Source organism: Streptomyces sp. SD31 (assembly GCF_052068475.1).
Lineage (GTDB): Bacteria > Actinomycetota > Actinomycetes > Streptomycetales > Streptomycetaceae > Streptomyces.
Window position 1 is genome coordinate 113745 of sequence record NZ_JBQHCX010000024.1, and the last position, 18366, is coordinate 132110.

At 71.1% G+C, this 18366-nt stretch carries 14 protein-coding genes and 1 pseudogene; 12 read left to right on the top strand and 3 right to left on the bottom strand.

Features of this window, described 5'->3' with window-relative positions; genetic code table 11:
• The first annotated feature begins 228 nt into the window (after positions 1–228).
• Complete coding sequence (locus tag ACTMVF_RS39035; protein ID WP_441275833.1) at positions 229–1317, top strand: branched-chain amino acid aminotransferase; 1089 nt, start codon at positions 229–231, stop codon at positions 1315–1317.
• Positions 1318–1394: 77 nt separating this feature from the next.
• Here the strand turns inward: ACTMVF_RS39035 and ACTMVF_RS39040 are convergent, their stop codons facing one another.
• A complete protein-coding gene (locus ACTMVF_RS39040; RefSeq protein WP_441275834.1) occupies positions 1395–2855 on the bottom strand; it encodes a cytosine permease in 1461 nt (486 codons plus the stop codon).
• A gap of 142 nt (positions 2856–2997) precedes the next feature.
• On the opposite strand from ACTMVF_RS39040, the gene ureA reads away from it, so the two are divergent.
• The 11 genes and pseudogenes from ureA to ACTMVF_RS39095 all read left to right on the top strand — a co-directional run.
• Positions 2998–3708 carry an urease subunit gamma gene (ureA, locus tag ACTMVF_RS39045; protein ID WP_441275835.1) on the top strand — a complete coding sequence of 237 codons (711 nt, stop codon included), beginning with the start codon at positions 2998–3000 and terminating at the stop codon, positions 3706–3708.
• Positions 3705–5378, top strand: coding sequence for an urease subunit alpha (locus tag ACTMVF_RS39050; protein ID WP_441275836.1), 1674 nt, complete (start codon positions 3705–3707; stop codon positions 5376–5378). Before ureA ends, ACTMVF_RS39050 begins: the two co-directional genes overlap by 4 nt.
• Before the next feature lie 20 nt (positions 5379–5398).
• Entirely contained in the window at positions 5399–6451 is a 1053-nt protein-coding gene (locus tag ACTMVF_RS39055) for an agmatine deiminase family protein (protein WP_441275837.1), read from the top strand.
• A gap of 9 nt (positions 6452–6460) precedes the next feature.
• Complete coding sequence (locus tag ACTMVF_RS39060; protein ID WP_441275838.1) at positions 6461–6955, top strand: hypothetical protein; 495 nt, start codon at positions 6461–6463, stop codon at positions 6953–6955.
• Between the two features lie 53 nt (positions 6956–7008).
• Positions 7009–7569: a TetR/AcrR family transcriptional regulator gene (locus ACTMVF_RS39065; protein ID WP_441275849.1), complete on the top strand. Its 561-nt coding sequence runs from the start codon at positions 7009–7011 to the stop codon at positions 7567–7569.
• Positions 7570–7684: 115 nt separating this feature from the next.
• On the top strand, positions 7685–8797 hold the full coding sequence (locus ACTMVF_RS39070) for a hypothetical protein (RefSeq protein WP_441275839.1): 1113 nt from the start codon (positions 7685–7687) through the stop codon (positions 8795–8797).
• A 34-nt stretch (positions 8798–8831) separates the two neighbouring features.
• A complete protein-coding gene (locus tag ACTMVF_RS39075; protein ID WP_441275840.1) occupies positions 8832–10097 on the top strand; it encodes a TolB family protein in 1266 nt (421 codons plus the stop codon).
• Positions 10098–10404: 307 nt separating this feature from the next.
• Positions 10405–12009: a citramalate synthase gene (cimA, locus tag ACTMVF_RS39080; RefSeq protein WP_441275841.1), complete on the top strand. Its 1605-nt coding sequence runs from the start codon at positions 10405–10407 to the stop codon at positions 12007–12009.
• Between the two features lie 429 nt (positions 12010–12438).
• Entirely contained in the window at positions 12439–15465 is a 3027-nt protein-coding gene (locus ACTMVF_RS39085; RefSeq protein ID WP_441275842.1) for a glycoside hydrolase family 3 protein, read from the top strand.
• A gap of 83 nt (positions 15466–15548) precedes the next feature.
• Positions 15549–16910, top strand: coding sequence for a hypothetical protein (locus tag ACTMVF_RS39090; RefSeq protein ID WP_441275843.1), 1362 nt, complete (start codon positions 15549–15551; stop codon positions 16908–16910).
• A 16-nt stretch (positions 16911–16926) separates the two neighbouring features.
• Positions 16927–17388, top strand: a pseudogene (locus tag ACTMVF_RS39095) (helix-turn-helix domain-containing protein); the annotation flags it as partial.
• Here ACTMVF_RS39095 and ACTMVF_RS39100 read toward each other — a convergent pair.
• Together ACTMVF_RS39100 and ACTMVF_RS39105 are read right to left on the bottom strand one after the other, a co-directional pair.
• A complete protein-coding gene (locus tag ACTMVF_RS39100; protein ID WP_441275844.1) occupies positions 17388–17990 on the bottom strand; it encodes a TetR/AcrR family transcriptional regulator in 603 nt (200 codons plus the stop codon). The pseudogene ACTMVF_RS39095 and the gene ACTMVF_RS39100 overlap by 1 nt on opposite strands.
• Before the next feature lie 48 nt (positions 17991–18038).
• On the bottom strand, positions 18039–18366 hold a 328-nt coding region (locus ACTMVF_RS39105; RefSeq protein ID WP_441275845.1), incomplete at its 5' end, for a zinc-binding dehydrogenase.

Consider the following 18366-nt stretch of genomic DNA (forward strand, 5'->3'; position numbering starts at 1 on the left):
GGTCACTGCGCACCCGGCGGCTTCCCCATGTCCGCCGCCGGGTGTCACCATCATCCCCTGGGTCGCGATTCACGCCGATCACGCCGATTTCTTCCACGGCTCCCGCTTGCGATAATCGAACGCGGAGCCGCTGAATGAGGGAATGCTCGGACGTCCTAGCACTGGCCACTGACAGTACTGGCGTGAGCGCGGCCCGCCACAATCAAAACCGGTGAAGGACATCTACTCATGACGACGCCCACGATCGAGCTCAAGCCCTCCGCCAGCCCGCTCGCCGCCGCAGAGCGCGAGGCGATCCTGGCCAACCCCGGCTTCGGCCGCCACTTCACCGACCACATGGTGACGATCAAGTGGACCGAGGGCCGCGGCTGGCACGACGGCCAGCTCGTGCCGTACGCGCCGATCTCCCTCGACCCGGCCACGATGGTCCTGCACTACGCGCAGGAGATCTTCGAGGGCCTCAAGGCGTACCGACAGCCCGACGGGTCCGTCGCCAGCTTCCGCCCCGAGAAGAACGCCAAGCGCTTCCAGGCCTCCGCCCGCCGGCTCGGCATGCCGGAGCTGCCGGTGGAGACCTTCATCGAGGCGTGCGACGTGCTGGTGAGCCAGGACCAGGCCTGGGTCCCGGCGCACGGTGGCGAGGAGTCCCTCTACCTGCGCCCGTTCATGTTCGCGACCGAGGTCGGGCTGGGTGTGAAGCCCGCGAGCGAGTACCTCTTCATCGTCATCGCCTCCCCGGCCGGCGCCTACTTCCCCGGCGGCGTCAAGCCGGTGTCCATCTGGGTCTCCGAGGACCACGTCCGCGCCGTGCCGGGCGGCATGGGCGACGCGAAGACGGGCGGCAACTACGCCGCCTCCCTGCTGGCCCAGGCCGAGGCCGCCGCCGAGGGCTGCGCCCAGGTCTGCTACCTCGACGCGGTCGAGCGCAAGTGGGTCGAGGAACTCGGCGGCATGAACCTGTACTTCGTGTACGGCGACAAGATCATCACCCCCTCCCTCACCGGCTCCATCCTGGAGGGAGTCACCCGCGACTCCCTCCTCACGGTCGCCCGTGACCTCGGCTACGAGGCCGAGGAGGGCCGTGTCTCCGTCGACCAGTGGCAGCGCGACTCCGAGAACGGCACCCTCACCGAGGTCTTCGCCTGCGGTACGGCCGCGGTCATCACGCCGGTCGGCACCGTGAAGCGCACGGGTGCGCAGTGGCAGCAGAGCGGTGGGGAGCCCGGCGAGGTCACGCTGAAGCTGCGCGAGGCGCTCCTCGACATCCAGCGGGGCACTGCCGTGGACCAGCACGGGTGGATGCACAAGCTGGGCTGACCCGTCGCTCGGCGTCGAGGCCGGGGTCTGGGGCTGCCGCTCCCAGACCCCCGCTTCGGCCTGAACGGGCCTCGTCCTCAAACTCCCCCAGAGGGGGCACCCCCAGACGGGCTGGTGTGGCCGACCGGCACCGAGTTGTCGGCCTCGGCTTCCGCCTTCACGGAACCCGGGGCCGACAGCAGGTACACCACACCGCCCACCACCCCCGACAGCAGGAAGCTGCAGTCCACCCCGCCGGTCAGACTCACCAGCGGCCCCTCGTACGACGGCAGCGCCACCGCGAGCAGACCGACCACCGCGCCCAGCGCCCACGCCACCGTCGCCTGGATGTTCCAGCCGGCCCGGTACCAGTAGATCCCGCCCCGCGCCCGGCGGTTGAAGACCTGGAGGGCCTCCGCGTCGTACACGCCACGGCACCGCACGAAGCCGATCAGGGTGATGACCGCCCACGGGGTGCCGATCGCGGTGAGCAGCAGGACGAACGACGTCATTGCCTCCTGCGCCGTCGAGGCGTAGTGGCCGATGAAGACGCAGACCGTGGCGACGACCGCGACCGCGTAGGTGGCCTGGGCGCGCGAGGCGCGCGGCAGGATGGCGTCCAGGTCGAGGCCCATGGAGTAGAGCATTAGGCCCGCGTTGCCGACCGAGCCGGCGGTGGCGGCCAGGAGCAGCGGGATCAGGTACCAGGTGGGGGAGGCGTCGACCAGGGGACCCGCGTAGTCGAGGGCCGCTCGCGCCGCGTACGCCGTGAAGGTGCCGAACAGCTGGGGGATGAGCAGGCCCAGGATCAGGCCGAGCCACGTCGCGTGCAGGACCCGGCGTGAGGAGTGGCGTGCCGGGGAGATGTAGCGGGTGTAGTCGCCGAGGAGCGTGATGAAGGCGATCGGGCCGGACAGTCCCGCCGCCACCGTCGCCAGCAGCCAGGTCGGCCAGAAGCCGCCCAGCAGATAGCCGCCCGCCTCGGGCAGCGCGTCGGTCGTGAAGTGCGGGGCGTAGGCGATCGCGCCGAGGGCCAGCAGCGCCGTCATGCCGATCGCGAGGACGCGGGACATGGCGAGGAGCACCCGATAGCCGTACACCGCGCCCGCGACGGTCGCCGCCGCCAGCAGCCCGTAGACCACGCCGTACGACATCCCGCTCGCCGGCAGCCCGATGAGCCGGCCCAGCACACCCACCATCACATCGCCGCCGATCCACACGGTCAGGGCCGTGTAGCCGAGGGCGAGCAGGAGGCCGACCACCGAGCCGACCAGGCGGCCGCGCACGCCGAACTGGGCGCCGGAGGAGGTGGACAGGTTCGTCGCCGTGCGCAGGGAGATCAGGGCCAGCGGGGCGGTGAGGGCCGTGCCGACGAGGGTGCCGACCACGATCGAGCCGACCGACGCCCACCAGTCCAGGCCGAACGACGGGGGCAGCCAGCCGAAGACGATCACCCCCAGACAGAGGTTCGAGCCCAGCAGGATCGAGACGAGGTCCCGTGGGCCGCTCGTGCGTTCCTCGTCGGGGATGGTGTCGACTCCGCGCTGTTCCATCGGCATGCTGATCTCCCTCGGTTTGAGTGACGTTCAATCTGAGGTCTCCGAGAGTTGGTCGTCAACCCTTTGATTCCACCTTTGACTCCTGCGGTCTGACGTTTAGAGTGGTGCTCTAAATCTGCGTAAGGCAAGGAGGTGTCGCGTCGTGAGACTGACTCCCACGGAGCGTGACCGGCTGCTGCTGTTCGGAGCCGCGGAGCTGGCCCGGGCTCGCCGCGCCCGCGGTCTGCGGCTCAACGTGCCGGAGGCGACCGCGCTGATAGCGGACACCGTGTGCGAGGCCGCCCGCGACGGCGCCCGCCTGGCGGAGGCCATCGAGCGGGCCCGGTCGGTGCTCGGCCCGGACGATGTGTTGCCGGGTGTCGCGGACGTCGTCACCGAAGTGCATGTGGAGGCGGTCTTCGACGACGGCTCGCGGCTCGCGGTCGTCAGCGATCCGATCGGCGGGAGCCTCGGTGATCGAGCCCCGGGCGCGCTGCTGCCGGGGCCCGAGCACGCCGAGCCCGAGGCGGTCGTACGGCTGACGGTCACCAACACCGCCACCGTGCCCGTCTCCGTCACCTCCCACTTCCACTTCTTCGAGGCCAACCCGCGCCTCGACTTCGTACGGGAGCAGGCCTACGGGATGCGGCTCGCCGTACCGGCCGGTTCCTCCGTGCGGTTCGGGCCGGGCGAGAGCGTCGAGGTCGGGCTCGTGCCCATCGGGGGCGAGCGGATCGCGATCGGGTTCGCCGGTCTGGTCGACGGGGCGCTGGACGCGCCGGGGGCGAAGGACGAGGCCCTGCGCAGGGCCGCCGCCTGCGGATATCTGGGAGCCGCAGTGCGAGGGGGCGAGTTTCAGGGAGCAGATCGATGAATCCGTACGAGTACGCCGCCACCCACGGCCCCCGCGCCGGCGACCGCATCCGCCTCGGCGACTCCGGGCTGACGATCCGGGTCGAGGCCGACTCGCAGCGCTACGGCGACGAGTTCCTCGCCGGGTTCGGCAAGACCGCCCGCGACGGGCTGCACCTCAAGGCCGCCGCGGTACGGGAGACCTGTGACGTCGTCATCAGCAATGTGGTGGTGATCGACGCGGCGCTGGGGATCCGGAAGGTCTCCATCGGGATCAGGGAGGGGCGGATCTGCTCGATCGGGCGGGCCGGGAACCCCGACACCCTGGACGGGGTCGATGTCGTGGTCGGCACCGGTACGTCGATCGTGTCCGGTGAGGGGCTCATCGCCACCGCCGGGGCGGTCGACACGCATGTGCACCTGCTGTCGCCGCGCATCATGGAAGCCTCGCTCGCCTCCGGGGTGACCACGATCATCGGGCAGGAGTTCGGGCCGGTGTGGGGCGTCGGGGTCAACTCGCCGTGGGCGCTGCGGCACGCGTTCAACGCCTTCGACGCCTGGCCGGTCAACATCGGGTTCCTGGGCCGGGGTTCGTCGTCCGACTCCGCCCCGCTGATCGAGGCGCTGGCCGAGGGCGGGGCGTCCGGCTTCAAGGTGCACGAGGACATGGGGGCCCATACGCGGGCCTTGGACACGGCTCTCCGCGTCGCCGAGGAGCACGACGTCCAAGTCGCCCTGCACAGCGACGGACTGAACGAGTGCCTGTCCGTCGAGGACACGTTGAAGGTGCTGGAGGGCCGCACCATCCACGCCTTCCACATCGAGGGCTGCGGCGGCGGACACGTGCCGAACGTGCTGAAGATGGCCGGCGTCCCGAACGTCATCGGCTCCTCCACCAACCCCACCCTGCCCTTCGGGCGGGACGCGGTCGCCGAGCACTACGGCATGATCGTCTCCGTCCACGACCTCAAGACCGACCTGCCCGGTGACGCCGCCATGGCCCGCGACCGCATCCGCGCCGGCACGATGGGCGCCGAGGACGTGCTGCACGACCTGGGCGCGATCGGCATCACCTCGTCGGACGCGCAGGGCATGGGACGGGCGGGCGAGACCGTACGCCGTACGTTCGCCATGGCCGGGAAGATGAAGGCCGAGTTCGGCGCCCCGGACTCCGATCACGACAATGAGCGCGTCCTGCGCTACATGGCCAAGCTGACCATCAACCCGGCCATCGCGCACGGCCTCGCCCATGAGGTGGGGTCGCTGGAGGTCGGCAAGCTCGCCGACATCGTGCTGTGGCGGCCGGAGTACTTCGGCGCCAAGCCGCAGCTGGTGCTGAAGTCCGGTTTCCCGGCGTACGGCGTCGTCGGCGACCCCAACGCCGCCACCGATACCTGCGAACCCCTTGTCCTGGGCCCGCAGTTCGGGGCGTACGGCGCCACCCCCGCCGACATCTCCGTCGCCTTCGTCGCCCAGGCCGCCGTCGATCAGGGAGGCGACAGCATGCCCACCCGGCGCCGCAGGGTCGCCGTGCGCGGCACGCGCGGCATCGGGCCGGCTGACCTGCGCCTCAACTCCCGTACCGGAGCCGTCGATGTCGACCAGCGCACCGGTCTGGTCACCCTCGACGGGGAGCCGCTGCGCTCCGAGCCGGCCGAATCCGTCTCCCTCAACCGCCTGTACTTCCTGTGACGTTCAGACAAGGACCCGCTATGACCACCCCCGCCGCCGACGGCTTCCGCATGCCCGCCGAGTGGACTTCGCACGAGCGCACCTGGATGGCGTGGCCGGGCCCGAACCCGACCTTCGACGATCCCGAGGGCCTCGCCGACGCACACCTCGCCTGGGCCTCGGTCGCCCGTGCGGTCCGCCGCTTCGAGCCGGTGACGGTGGTGTGCGGGCCGGGGCAGGCCAGGGAGGCCGCCGCTCTCCTCGGCCCGGACATCGACACCGTCGAGCGGGATCTGGACGACGCGTGGATGCGGGACATCGGGCCGACCTTCCTGACCAACGGCAAGGGGGAACTCGCCGCCGTGGACTGGACGTTCAACGGCTGGGGCGCGCAGGACTGGGCCCGCTGGGAGCACGACGCGAAGATCGCCGCGTATGTCGCCGACCTCGCCGGGGCGACCAGGACGTACGCCTCGACACTCGTGAACGAAGGCGGTGCGATCCATGTGGACGGTGAGGGCACCGTGCTGCTCACGGAGACGGTCCAGCTCGGCCCGGAGCGCAACCCCGACTGGACCCGCGAGCAGGTCGAGGCCGAGATCCACGCGATGCTCGGCACCCGCAAGGCGATCTGGCTGCCGCGCGGCCTGACCGGCGACTATCCGCCGTACGGCTTCGGCACCCTCGGGCACGTCGACATCGTCGCCGCGTTCGCCCGTCCCGGCGTGGTCGTCGCCCATGTGCAGCCGGACCCGGCGCATCCCGACCACGAGGTGACCAAGGAGGTCGTCGGCCTGCTGAAGTCGCAGACCGACGCGCGCGGTCGCCGCCTGGAGGTCGTCGAGGTGCCCGCCCCGACCGTCCTGGAGGCGGACGGACACTGGGCCGACTACTCCTACATCAACCACTACCTCTGCAACGGCGGCGTGGTCCTGTGCGGCTTCGACGACCCGCGCGACGAGCTCGCGGCCGGCATCTTCCGCCGGCTGTTCCCGGAGCGGACGGTGACGCTCGTCGACGCCCGGACGATCTTCGCGGGCGGGGGCGGTATCCACTGCATCACCCAGCAGCAGCCGAAGGCCGTGGTCCGGTAGAACGTACGGGTGAACGTACTGCTCTGCGCCACCTGCGGAACCCGGCTGACCGAGCCGGTCCGGCGGCTCGACGAGATGCCCCCGTATCCCGGCGGGGACGGGCTGCCGGACCTGGACGACCCGCGTCCCGGTCCGCCGAGCGTTCCGCGCGGGACGTACGCCGTCGATCCGCACCCCTTCGGCGCGCCGTACGTCCCGTACGACGGGCCCGTGGGCGAGTATGCCGGGGTCTCCCCGGGCGGTGGGTGGAAGTCCGACGCGCGGGGACTGTTGCTGTCCGCGGGACCACACGGCACCTACGTCCTGCACCCGCTCGATGCCGTCGGCCTCGCACCCCACACCGACGGCACCCGCCTCGTCGGATGCTGCGGCCCGGACGGCACCCGAGGGGTCAACCACGTGTGCGCCTGCGGGGCCGAGGTCGCCATCGTGGCCGCCGACTGCTCCATCCCCTGCGAGACCCGGTTCGTCCCGGACGCCGTCCACGTGGAGGCCGCCGCGTGACCACCCGCCGCCGCACCCCCGCCCCGCCCCGCGAGGACGTCCTCGTCGCCGCCATGGAGATGATCGCCGAGCGCGGTCTGGAGAAGCTCACCATGGCGGCGCTCGGCCGTGAGGTCGGGATGAGCAGCGGCCATCTCCTCTACTACTTCCACTCCAAGGACGAACTGCTGCTCCAGGCCCTGGAGTGGAGCGAGGGCCGACTCGGCGCGGAGCGCGGCCGGTTGCTGACGCGGGTGTCCGCCACGGTCCGCGAGCGGATCGAGGCGTACGTCGACCTGTATGTCCCCGACGGTCACCGCGACCCGCACTGGACGCTGTGGCTGGAGGTCTGGAACCGCTCGCAGAACGCCGACGACGACGCCCGCGACCGCCAGGCCGCGATCGAGGGCGCCTGGCATCGCGATCTGGTCGCGCTGCTGGCGGAGGGCGTGTCGAGGGGCGAGTTCCGGGCGGTCGACCCGGACCGCTTCGCCGCCCGGCTGCGGGCGTTGCTCGACGGGTTCTCCATCCATGTGGCGATCGGGCTGCGGGGCACCGATCGTGGCCAGATCCTGTCGCACGTACGGGAGTTCCTCGACGAATCACTGGGGCGGTCGGGGCTCGCGGACGCATGACCTGCCGTCCGGGTTGTACGTAAACGAGCGCATTGACCCGTGCCGCTTGATGCGCTTGCATCCCTGTGGGCCCTCGGCGCGGGGGCGAGGGAACGACAAGGTTTCGGGGGGAACCATGTCCGCAGGCGCACGTGTCCGCAGAGTGCCGTTCGCCCTGCGCAGGGTCTCCTCGGGCGCGGCCCTCACCGTCGCCCTCGTGCTGACCGCCCTGCCGACGGCCGCCGCCGACGCCGTACGCGTCGACCGGATCAGCACCGCCACCGACGGCACCCAGCTGCCGGTGGCCTCGTCCGGGGCCACGGTCAGTGCGGACGGCCGCTACGCCGCCTTCACCTCCGCCGACCCCACGGGCGGCCACAACACCCGCGTGTACCTCAAGGATTTGCGCACCGGCACGCTGAGCCAGGTGCCCGAGGACCTCCAGTACACCGGCGGCGCGATGATCAGCGCCGACGGCCGCCGGATCGCGTACACCAACGGCAACCGCTACGGGAAGCCGTACGTCCACGACCGGGTGACCGGCGAGACCGTGCAGCCGTGGCCCGCGCAGCCGCCCGACGGGTTCCACGAGCTGGGCCGCACCGAGGCGATCAGCGCCGACGGCCGCCACGTGGCGTACAGCATCGGCAGCCGGCACGGACTGCGGGCCCTGTACGTCCGCGACCTGGACACCGGCACCGACGAGCAGATCGCGCTCCCGGCCGACGGGGAGATCTGGGAGGCCGCGATCGGCGCGCACGGCCGTACGGTGGCGTACGCCGTGTTCGCGCGGACCGCGCAGGGCGTGACCCATCGCGTGTACGTCAAGGACCGCGCCTCGGGCGAGACCCGGCTCCTCGCCGACGGCCCCGCCCTGAGCGCGCCCAGCCTCCTCCCGCTCGTCGTGGACGGGCGCCGGGTGCTGTACAACGGCCGGTCCGCCGACGGCAGACCTCAGCCCTACCTCCACGACCTGCGCACCGCCCGCACCGAGCCGATCGGCCCGCCCGGGGACACCGCCGTCGCGGCCGACACCGGCGGACGACATGTCCTGCTGTCCCGGGACGGTGCCCTGACGCTGCTCGACGCACGCACCGGCAGGGAGCGGGCGGTGGCCGCGACGGGCACGGCCCGTCCGGGCGCGGTCACCCGCCAGGGCCGTGCCGTCGTCTTCGGCTCCACGGCCGACGACCTGGTGCCGGACGACACCAACGGGGCGTCGGACGTGTTCATCGACCACATCCACTGACCGACCACCAGCACCACAACAGGGGGAACAGATCTTGTACGTCAGCACCCGCACCGCGCTCGCCACCGCCCTCGTCGCCGCCACGGTGGCCCTCACGGGAACGTCGGCGAGCGCCGCGCCCCGAGTCCCGTCCACCGAGCGGATCACCGTGTCCGGCACGGGAGAACAGGGCACCGACTACTCCGCAGGCCCCCACCTGAGCGCGAACGGCCGTTACGCCGCGTTCTCCTCCTACGCGCCGAACCTCGTGCCCGGCGACACGAACGGCGTGGAGGACAGCTTCGTACGCGATCTGCGCACGGGCCGGGTGGAGCGGATCAGCGTCAGGTCCGACGGCACCCAGGTCGACGGCGGCACCGAGCCCGTGGCCATCAGCGCCAACGGCCGGTATGTCGTGCTCGTCTCGACCGCCGACAACCTCACCGACTGGCCGGCGCCGAAGGAGTACTGGGCCAAGGACGTCTACGTCCACGACCGGGTCACCCACCGCACCGAGCGGGTCAGCACGACACCCGACGGCGGGTCGGCCTACGCGCACGGCGCCGCCGCGATCTCCGACGACGGCCGGTACGTCGCGTTCAATGCCCGGCCGAAGCAGATGGAGAGCGGCCAGACGGTCATCTACCCGGCCGTGTACGTCACCGACCGCCGCACCGGCACCGCCGAGCGGATCACCAACCGTGACCACCCGGACCGGGGCTCCTACCACCTGGACATGAGCGCGGACGGCCGGTACGTGGTCTACGAGCAGTTCGGCCCGCGCGGCGGGGGCGGCGCGATGCTGGCGCACGACCGCCGCACCGGCACCGAGGAACAGGTCGACGTCACCCCGCAGGGCACACCCGCCCAGCGCAACGGCCTGGACCCCTCGATCTCGGCGGACGGCCGCTACGTCGCCTTCACCTACCGGGGCGAGGACCTGGTCCCGGCCGGCACCGCGGTCAACACCAGCACCTATGTGCGCGACCTGCGGACCGACACCACCCGCGGCATCGTCCACGACGGCACGGGCGACCCCGCGGTCATCTCCGGCCCCGAGATCAGCCGCAACGGCCGATACGTCGCCTACGGATTCCGGGCCGCGCAGGGCCAGGACAACGTCTACGTACGGGATCTGCGCACCGGCGCCTCCAGCCTCGCCAGCGTGTCGGTCACCGGTGGCCCCGTCACCGACGACAACGTCTACGCCACCTCGTTCGGCGGCGGCGACAAGCTCCTCGGCCTCGGTTCCGACTCCGCCCAGCTGGTCCCCGGTGACACCAACGACGTGACCGACGGTTTCCTGCGCCGCCTGCGGTGATCAGCACAGTGCTCGCATCCTGAGACGGACGGTGAGCACGGGCGCGGACTGTGCCAGACTGCCCCCGTGCTCTCGTTCGCCATGATTATTGGCAGCAGGCGCGCCGGTCCGCAGTGACCACCACGTACGACCAGGTACGGGTGGACACCGTCGTCCTCGACCCGCGCGCAGACCTCTCGCACCCGCGAGGGGTTTTTCTGTTTCCCGGCCCACCCGCAGCCGGGCGGAGAGCGTGAGGGACCATAGGTGAGGGCGGTGGAACCGGTCATTCCGGTAGACCGTGATCCAACACAGGAGCCTTACGACCATGACGGTAACCAGCGAACCCGACGACTCGTTCCACGTCTTCGACACCACCCTGCGCGACGGCGCCCAGCGGGAGGGCATCAACCTCACCGTCGCCGACAAGCTGGCCATCGCACGGCACCTGGACGACTTCGGCGTGGGCTTCATCGAGGGCGGCTGGCCCGGCGCCAACCCGCGGGACACCGAGTTCTTCGCCCGCGCCCAGCAGGAGATCGACTTCAAGCACGCCCAGCTGGTCGCCTTCGGCGCCACCCGCCGCGCGGGCGGCAAGGCGAGCGAGGACCCGCAGGTCAAGGCCCTCCTGGGCTCCGGCGCCCCGGTGATCACCCTCGTCGCGAAGTCCCACGACCGGCACGTCGAGCTCGCCTTGCGCACCACACTCGACGAGAACCTGGAGATGATCCGCGACACGGTGTCGTACCTGCGCGAGCAGGGCCGCCGCGTCTTCGTCGACTGCGAGCACTTCTTCGACGGCTACCGCGCCAACCCCGAGTACGCGAAATCCGTCGTCCGTACGGCCTCGGAGGCCGGCGCGGACGTCGTCATCCTCTGCGACACCAACGGCGGCATGCTCCCGGCCCAGGTCCAGGCGGTCGTCTCGACCGTCCTCGCCGACACCGGCGCCCGGCTCGGCATCCACGCCCAGGACGACACCGGCTGCGCGGTCGCCAACACCCTCGCCGCGGTCGACGCGGGCGCGACCCACGTCCAGTGCACGGCCAACGGCTACGGCGAGCGGGTCGGCAACGCCAACCTGTTCCCGGTCGTCGCGGCCCTGGAGCTGAAGTACGGCAAGAAGGTCCTCCCCGACGGCCACCTGCGCGAGATGACCCGTATCTCGCACGCCATCGCCGAGGTCGTCAACCTCACCCCCTCCACGCACCAGCCGTACGTCGGCGTCTCCGCCTTCGCGCACAAGGCCGGCCTGCACGCCTCCGCGATCAAGGTCGACCCGGACCTGTACCAGCACATCGACCCCGAGCAGGTCGGCAACACCATGCGCATGCTCGTCTCCGACATGGCGGGCCGCGCCTCCGTCGAGCTCAAGGGCAAGGAACTCGGCATCGACCTCGGCGGCGACCGCGAGCTGGTCGGCCGGGTCGTCGAGCGGGTCAAGGAGCGCGAGCTCAAGGGCTACACGTACGAGGCGGCGGACGCGAGCTTCGAACTCCTCCTGCGGGCCGAGGTGGAGCGCAAGCCGCTGAAGTACTTCCAGGTCGAGTCCTGGCGCGCGATCGTCGAGGACCGCCCCGACGGCAGCCACGCCAACGAGGCCACGGTCAAGCTCTTCGCCAAGGGCGAGCGCATCGTCGCCACGGCGGAGGGCAACGGCCCGGTCAACGCCCTCGACCGCGCGCTCCGAGTCGCCCTGGAGAAGATCTACCCGCAGCTCGCCAAGCTGGACCTCGTCGACTACAAGGTCCGCATCCTGGAGGGCGTCCACGGCACCCAGTCCACCACCCGCGTCCTGATCTCCACGTCCGACGGGGCGGGGGAGTGGTCCACGGTGGGCGTCGCCGAGAACGTCATCGCGGCGTCCTGGCAGGCCCTGGAGGACGCGTACACGTACGGGCTGCTGCGGGCCGGGGTGGAACCGGCGGAGTGACGGCCGCGCGGCCGCTCAGCACTCGTTCTCGACGAGCTCTTGGAACTCCTGACGGCTCATGGCGCGGTCGTCCGCCCAGACCTGGCCGGGGCACGGGCCGGCCAGGTCGTCGGCGGTGAAGGTGACCCGGATGTCGTACCAGCGCGTTCCAGGAGGCCGGTGGCGACAGCACCGGGTCCGACTCGATCGTCACCGCACGGCCGCAATGTCACGACCGGCTCACCGTCCTCGCCCGTCTCATGCCCACCCGGTCCGCCCCGCTGACACCTTCGCCTGCCGCACTGTTGACCACGCCCCCTTAGAAAGGTTGTGCGCCCCCGACGCCGTGCGGCACGTGGCGGTCCTGTGCAGTCTTGACGGGGCCTGGAAGGCCGGTTGGAGTGGTGACTTCAGTGCAGTGAGTTTCCCGAGCCGCCCGGAGGGACGTTCATGCGAAGAACAGTCCTGCTCGTCTCCACCGCCTTACTCACCGGCCTGTTACCTCTGACCACCGCCGCGCCCGCCTCGGGCGCCGACGACCCCGCCCCCATCCCCGTCGACCGCTTCGAGGGCGAGGTGCCCTTCGCCAACCCGCCCGCCGAGGGTGTCTTCACCTGGGGCGGCGACAACGACGACCCGCCCGCCCTGCAGTTGACCGCCCGCGACGACGCGCCCGAGGGCGAGAAGGTCCTCGCCGGCACGTACGACATCAGCGGCTACGGCGGCTTCACCCACGGCTTCGCCTTCGCCGAACCCGCCCACGACTGGTCCGCCCACAAGGGCATCCGCCTGTGGTGGGACGGCCAGGACAACGGCAAGAAGATCGCCTTCGAGCTCAGGGACGGCGGTGCCAACGGCGAGGCCTCCGAGCTGTGGACGACCTCCTTCACCGACGACTTCACCGGCTGGAAGCAGATCGAGCTGCCGTTCACCGACTTCACCTATCGCACCGACCACCAGCCCGTCGGCGGTATCGACCACATCCTCGGCCTCACCGAGACCTGGGGCTACGCGGTCACCCTCCCGGTCGGCATCAAGGGTCGATTCGCCATGGACGGCGTCGAGTTGTACGGCAAGGCCGACCAGTCCCTGAAGGCCTCGGTCCTGACGGACTCCGCCGTCCACCCCACCGACGAGGGCGACACGGCGACCGCGAAGCTCACCGTCGCCACCACGGGCTCCACGCCCCTCGACGAACCCGTCACCGTCACTTACGAGACCACCGGCGGCACCGCCGACCCCGGCAGGGACTACACCCCGGTCACGGGAACCGTCACCTTCCCGGCCGGCACCGCCTCAGGCACCACCCGCGAGATCCGCGTCCCCACCCTCGAGGACCGGTCCGCCGAGCCCGCCGAGACGATCCCGCTGAAGCTGACCGTCACCGGCGCCAAGTCCCCGGTCGAGACCCCGCAGATCGTCGTCGACGCGCACGGACTGCCGTACCTCGACAGTAAGTTGCCGGTGCGCCAGCGGGTCGCCGACCTCGTCTCACGCCTCTCCCTCCAGGAGAAGGCCGGCCAGATGACCCAGGCCGAGCGCGGCGCGCTCACCGCGTCCGGTGACATCGCCACGTACGCCCTCGGCTCGCTCCTGTCCGGCGGCGGCTCCACGCCGACGCCCAACACCGCCGAGGCCTGGGCGAAGATGATCGACGGCTTCCAGCTCCGGGCGCAGGCGACCCGCTTCCAGATCCCGCTGATCTACGGCGTCGACGCGGTGCACGGCCACAACAACCTGGTCGGCGCGACGATCTTGCCGCACAACATCGGACTCGGCGCCTCCCGGGATCCGCAGCTGGCGTACCGGGCGGGCGCGGTGACGGCCGCCGAGACGCGGGCCACCGGTGTTCCCTGGGACTTCGCGCCCTGCCTGTGCGTGACGCGGGACGACCGGTGGGGACGGGCGTACGAGTCCTTCGGTGAGGACCCGGCCCTGGTCGACGCCATGGAGACCGTCATCCAGGGCCTCCAGGGCAGGCCCGACGGACGCGACCTGGACCGCGGCGACAAGGTCCTCGCCACGGCCAAGCACTTCGTCGCCGACGGCGGCACCGAGTTCGGCTCCTCCACCACCGGCACGTACACCATCGACCAGGGCGTCACCAAGGTCACCCGGCAACAGCTGGAGGCGGTCCACCTCGCCCCGTACGCGACGGCCGTCGACCGCGGCGTCGGTACGGTCATGCCGTCGTTCTCCTCCCTCGACCTCGTCGGCGACGGCAAGGGGCCGGTGAAGATGCACGCCCGCGCCGACATGATCAACGGCGTCCTCAAGGACCGTATGGGCTTCGACGGCTTCGTGATCAGCGACTGGCAGGCCATCGACCAGATCCCCGGCGACTACGCCTCCGACGTCCGTACGTCGGTCAACGCGGGCCTCGACATGATCATGGTGCCGTACGCGTACAAGGACTTCCACGCGACCCTGATCGACGAGGTGAAGGCGGGCCGGATCAGCGAGCGGCGGATCGACGACGCCGTATCCCGCATCCTCACGCAGAAGTTCCGCCTCGGTCTCTTCGAGAAGCCGTACGCCGACACCGGCGGGGCCGCGCGGATCGGTTCCGACGCGCACCGGGCCGTGGCACGACAGGCGGCCGCGCAGTCGCAGGTGCTGCTGAAGAACACGAACGGGCTCCTGCCCCTGAAGAAGTCGCAGAAGGTCTACGTCGCCGGATCCAACGCCGACGACATCGGCAACCAGAGCGGCGGCTGGACGATCACCTGGCAGGGCTCCTCCGGGGACATCACCCCCGGTACGACGATCCTGGAGGCGATGCGCAAGAACTCCACCCGGCTGACGTACTCCAAGGACGCCTCGGCCCCGACGGACGGCCATGACGTCGGTGTGGTCGTCGTCGGCGAGACCCCGTACGCCGAAGGCTTCGGCGATGTCGGCAACGGCCACGACCTTCGGCTGAGCCCCGCCGACCAGGCGGCCGTCGACAAGGTGTGCGGCGCGATGAAGTGCGCGGTGCTGGTCGTGTCCGGGCGCCCGCAGCTGATCGAGGACGAGAGCCTCGCCGGGATCGACGCGCTGGTCGCCTCCTGGCTGCCCGGCACGGAGGGCGACGGCGTGGCCGACGTCCTCTACGGCAAGCGGCCCTTCACCGGGCAGCTGCCCGTCACCTGGCCGAAGAGCGAGGCGCAGTTGCCGATCAACGTCGGGGACACGGCGTACGACCCGAGGTACCCGTACGGCTGGGGCCTGACCACGCTGACCAAGGTGCCGGGTGGCGGCGCCGCGACGCTGCGGGCGCTCGGCATCGCGGCCGCTGCCGCCGAGCGGGCCGGGGCCGCGGAGGCGGGCCGCGCGCTCGTCACCAAGGCCCGGCTGATCGTCCAGCACAGGGCGGCCGGCACGGGGATCACCGAGGCGGTGGCCAGGCCCTTCGCCGAGGCCGACCATCTGCTGCTGACGGGCCGGTACGGGGCGGCGGTGGAGAGGCTGACGGCGGCGTACAGAGCGGCCTGAGCCGTACAGGGCATCTCTTCCGGTGGGCAGGTCCGTTCCGGGAGAGATGCCCGTTCTCCTGCCCCATCGGGTAGCGTCGAAGTATGAGGACTCCGCTGTTCCGGGGCCTCATGCGCGCAGCTGTGGTGCCGGTCGCCGCGACGTTCGCGGTGCTCCTGGCCGGCGCCCCCGGCGCGCACGCGGCCACGGACCTCTCGAAGGTTGCCGAGGAACTGCGCGAGGGCCCCGTCTACGTGGCCCCCGCCGCCTCGGACCAGCTGTCGTCGGCTGACGCTGAAGCGCTCGCCGACAAGATCAAGGACGCGGACAAACCCGTCTTCGTCGCCGTTCTCCCGGCCGACCAGCCGACGCAGAACCTCCTTCTGAACCTCCGTACCGAGACGGGTGTCACGGGCCTGTACGGCGTCCGGGTCGGTGATCGCTTCGACGCGGCGGCAGACTCCTCGGCGCTGTCCCGGCAAGGCGTGGACAACCTGGTCACGTCGGTGCAGAGCGCCGGTGATCCCAAGGCCCAGCTGAACGATTTCGTCGACGCGGCCCTGCGCAACGTGGGCGGCACGGCACCCGCGAGTTGGAGCGACGGCGGGGGCGGCGGTGGCGTGGACGTCGGCGGGCTGATCGCCGCGGGCGCGGTGCTGGCGGCGGGCGGCGCGGGCGCGTACGCGCTGGTCCGGCGCAACCGGCGACGCCACGAGGAGGAGCGGCGGGCGGCGCTGGAGAGGCTGCGGGTCGTGGTGGACGAGGACATCACCGCCTTCGGCGAGGAACTGGACCGCCTGGACTTCCACCCGGCCGAGCCCGGCGCCGACGACGCGATGCGCGCGGACTACGAACACGCTCTGGACTCCTACGAGCAGGCGAAACGGCTCATGGACGGGGCCCGCAAACCGGAGGACGTCAAGGCGGTCACCCAAGCCCTGGCGGACGGCCGCTTCTCCCTCACCCAGCTGGCCGCCCGCCGGGAGCACCGGCCCCTTCCGGAACGCAGGCCACCCTGCTTCTTCGACCCGCGCCATGGCCCGGCGGTGGCCGACGAGCCCTGGACCCCACCCGGCGGCAGCGCCCGCGAGGTCCCGGTCTGCGCGGCCGACCGCACCCGCCTCGCCGAAGGCCGCGACCCCGTGGTCCGCGAGGTGGACACGGACCACGGCCGCCGCCCGTACTGGGAGGCCGGCCCCGCCTACGGCCCCTGGGCAGGCGGCTACTTCGGCGGCGGCATCCTCCCCGGCCTCCTCATCGGCACGATGCTCGGCAGCATGATGGCCATGCCGGCCTACGCGGCCGACTACGGCGCCGGGTACGGCTACGGCGGCGGGGGTTACGAGGGCGGCGACGTGTCCGGGGCGGACTTCGATGCCGGGGACTACGGGGGCGGGTTCGACGGCGGGGGAGGCTTCGGCGGAGGGGACTTCGGTGGGGGTGGCTTCGACGGGGGAGGTTTCTAGTGCTGTGACCGCATAGATTCGCCGGGGCAGCACGAGTTCGGTGCGCTACCGGCGGGCGATGATGCTGCCGGCCTCCGCTGGAGGAAAACGGGTGCCGGTGATCGCACAGCTGGTGCAGGCCGACGAGGACACCGTCCGGGATGTGATCCACGCGTTCAACGAGAAGGGCCTGGCCTGCATGGACCCTCGGTGGGCGGGAGGCCGTCCCCGCCAACTCAAGTCTGACGAAGAGGACTTCGTCGTCCAGACGGCCACCACCCGCCCGGTCAAGCTCGGCCAGCCTTTTACTCGCTGGTCACTGCGCAAGCTCGTCGCCTACCTGCGCAAAGTCCACGGCCGGGTGATTCGCATCGGCCGTGAGGCGTTACGGTGCCTGCTCGCCCGCCGCGGCGGCACCTTCCAGCGCACCAAGACCTGGAAATGCTGCAGCCGAGGACTGCCCGGATGGTCGCCTGGGCCTGAGGCTGGGGCCGCGCTTCAGTGAGGCAGCAGGACGTCGACCTGCCTGCGGATGTCCTGCACGATCTCCTCTACGCTCAAGGCGATGTTCACGCTCGCCGCCATGCTGAGGAACATCACGGCGGACACGATGTGTGCCAGCGTCGCGGCGTCGCCCTCTGTGACCCGTTCGTCTCGGCGCAGCACGGCGGCGACGGCCTCCTCGGTCTGCGCGACGATGGCGAGTGCCGCGCCGTGCCGGGGCTCCTCGGGGTCGCCGAAGACCATCTCTCGCAGGTAGGTGCGTCCGTTGTCGATCTGGATGCGGTTGCACTCGACGATCGGCCGGACGATCGCCAGCACCGCGTCCAGCACGCCTGGGACGGTCTTGGCGTCCGCCCGGCCCTGCTCAAGTGCTTCGGCGTACTTGGCGTTCTGGACAAGGAGGAGGAGTTCGCCCTTGGTCTTGGCATAAAGGAACAGGGTCCCGGTGCCGATGTCGGCCTTGTCCGCGATCTGCTGGGTCGTGACCTCATCGACGCCGTGTTCGGCGAACAGTTCACTGGCGGCAGCGACGATGCGGTCGAGTTTCTCCTGCTTTTTCCGCTCGCGCCGTCCGACCGACTGGGAGGCGGCAGACATGGGTGGTGTCCTCGTGCGTTCTGTGTCGCCCGTCGCGGTTGCGGCGGGTCAGCTGCTGCCGATGACGGCCTTGCCGCGGATGCCACCCTGGGACAGGGACTGCAGCGCCTGCGGGGTCTGGTCGAAGCCGACCACCTTTCCCACGACCGGACGCACCGCGCCCTGGTCGATGAGGGTGGTGATCTGGCGGAGCTGGTCGCCGCTGGCGCGCATGAACAGGAACTCGTACGTCACGCCGAGCTTCTTGGCCTGCCTGCGGATCTTGCCGCTCAGGGCTGCGACCGCCAGGCGCATCAGCTGGTTCAGGCCGGCCTCGCGGGCGAACGCGGGGTCCGGGGGACCGGTGATCCCGATGGCCTTGCCGCCGGGCTTGAGC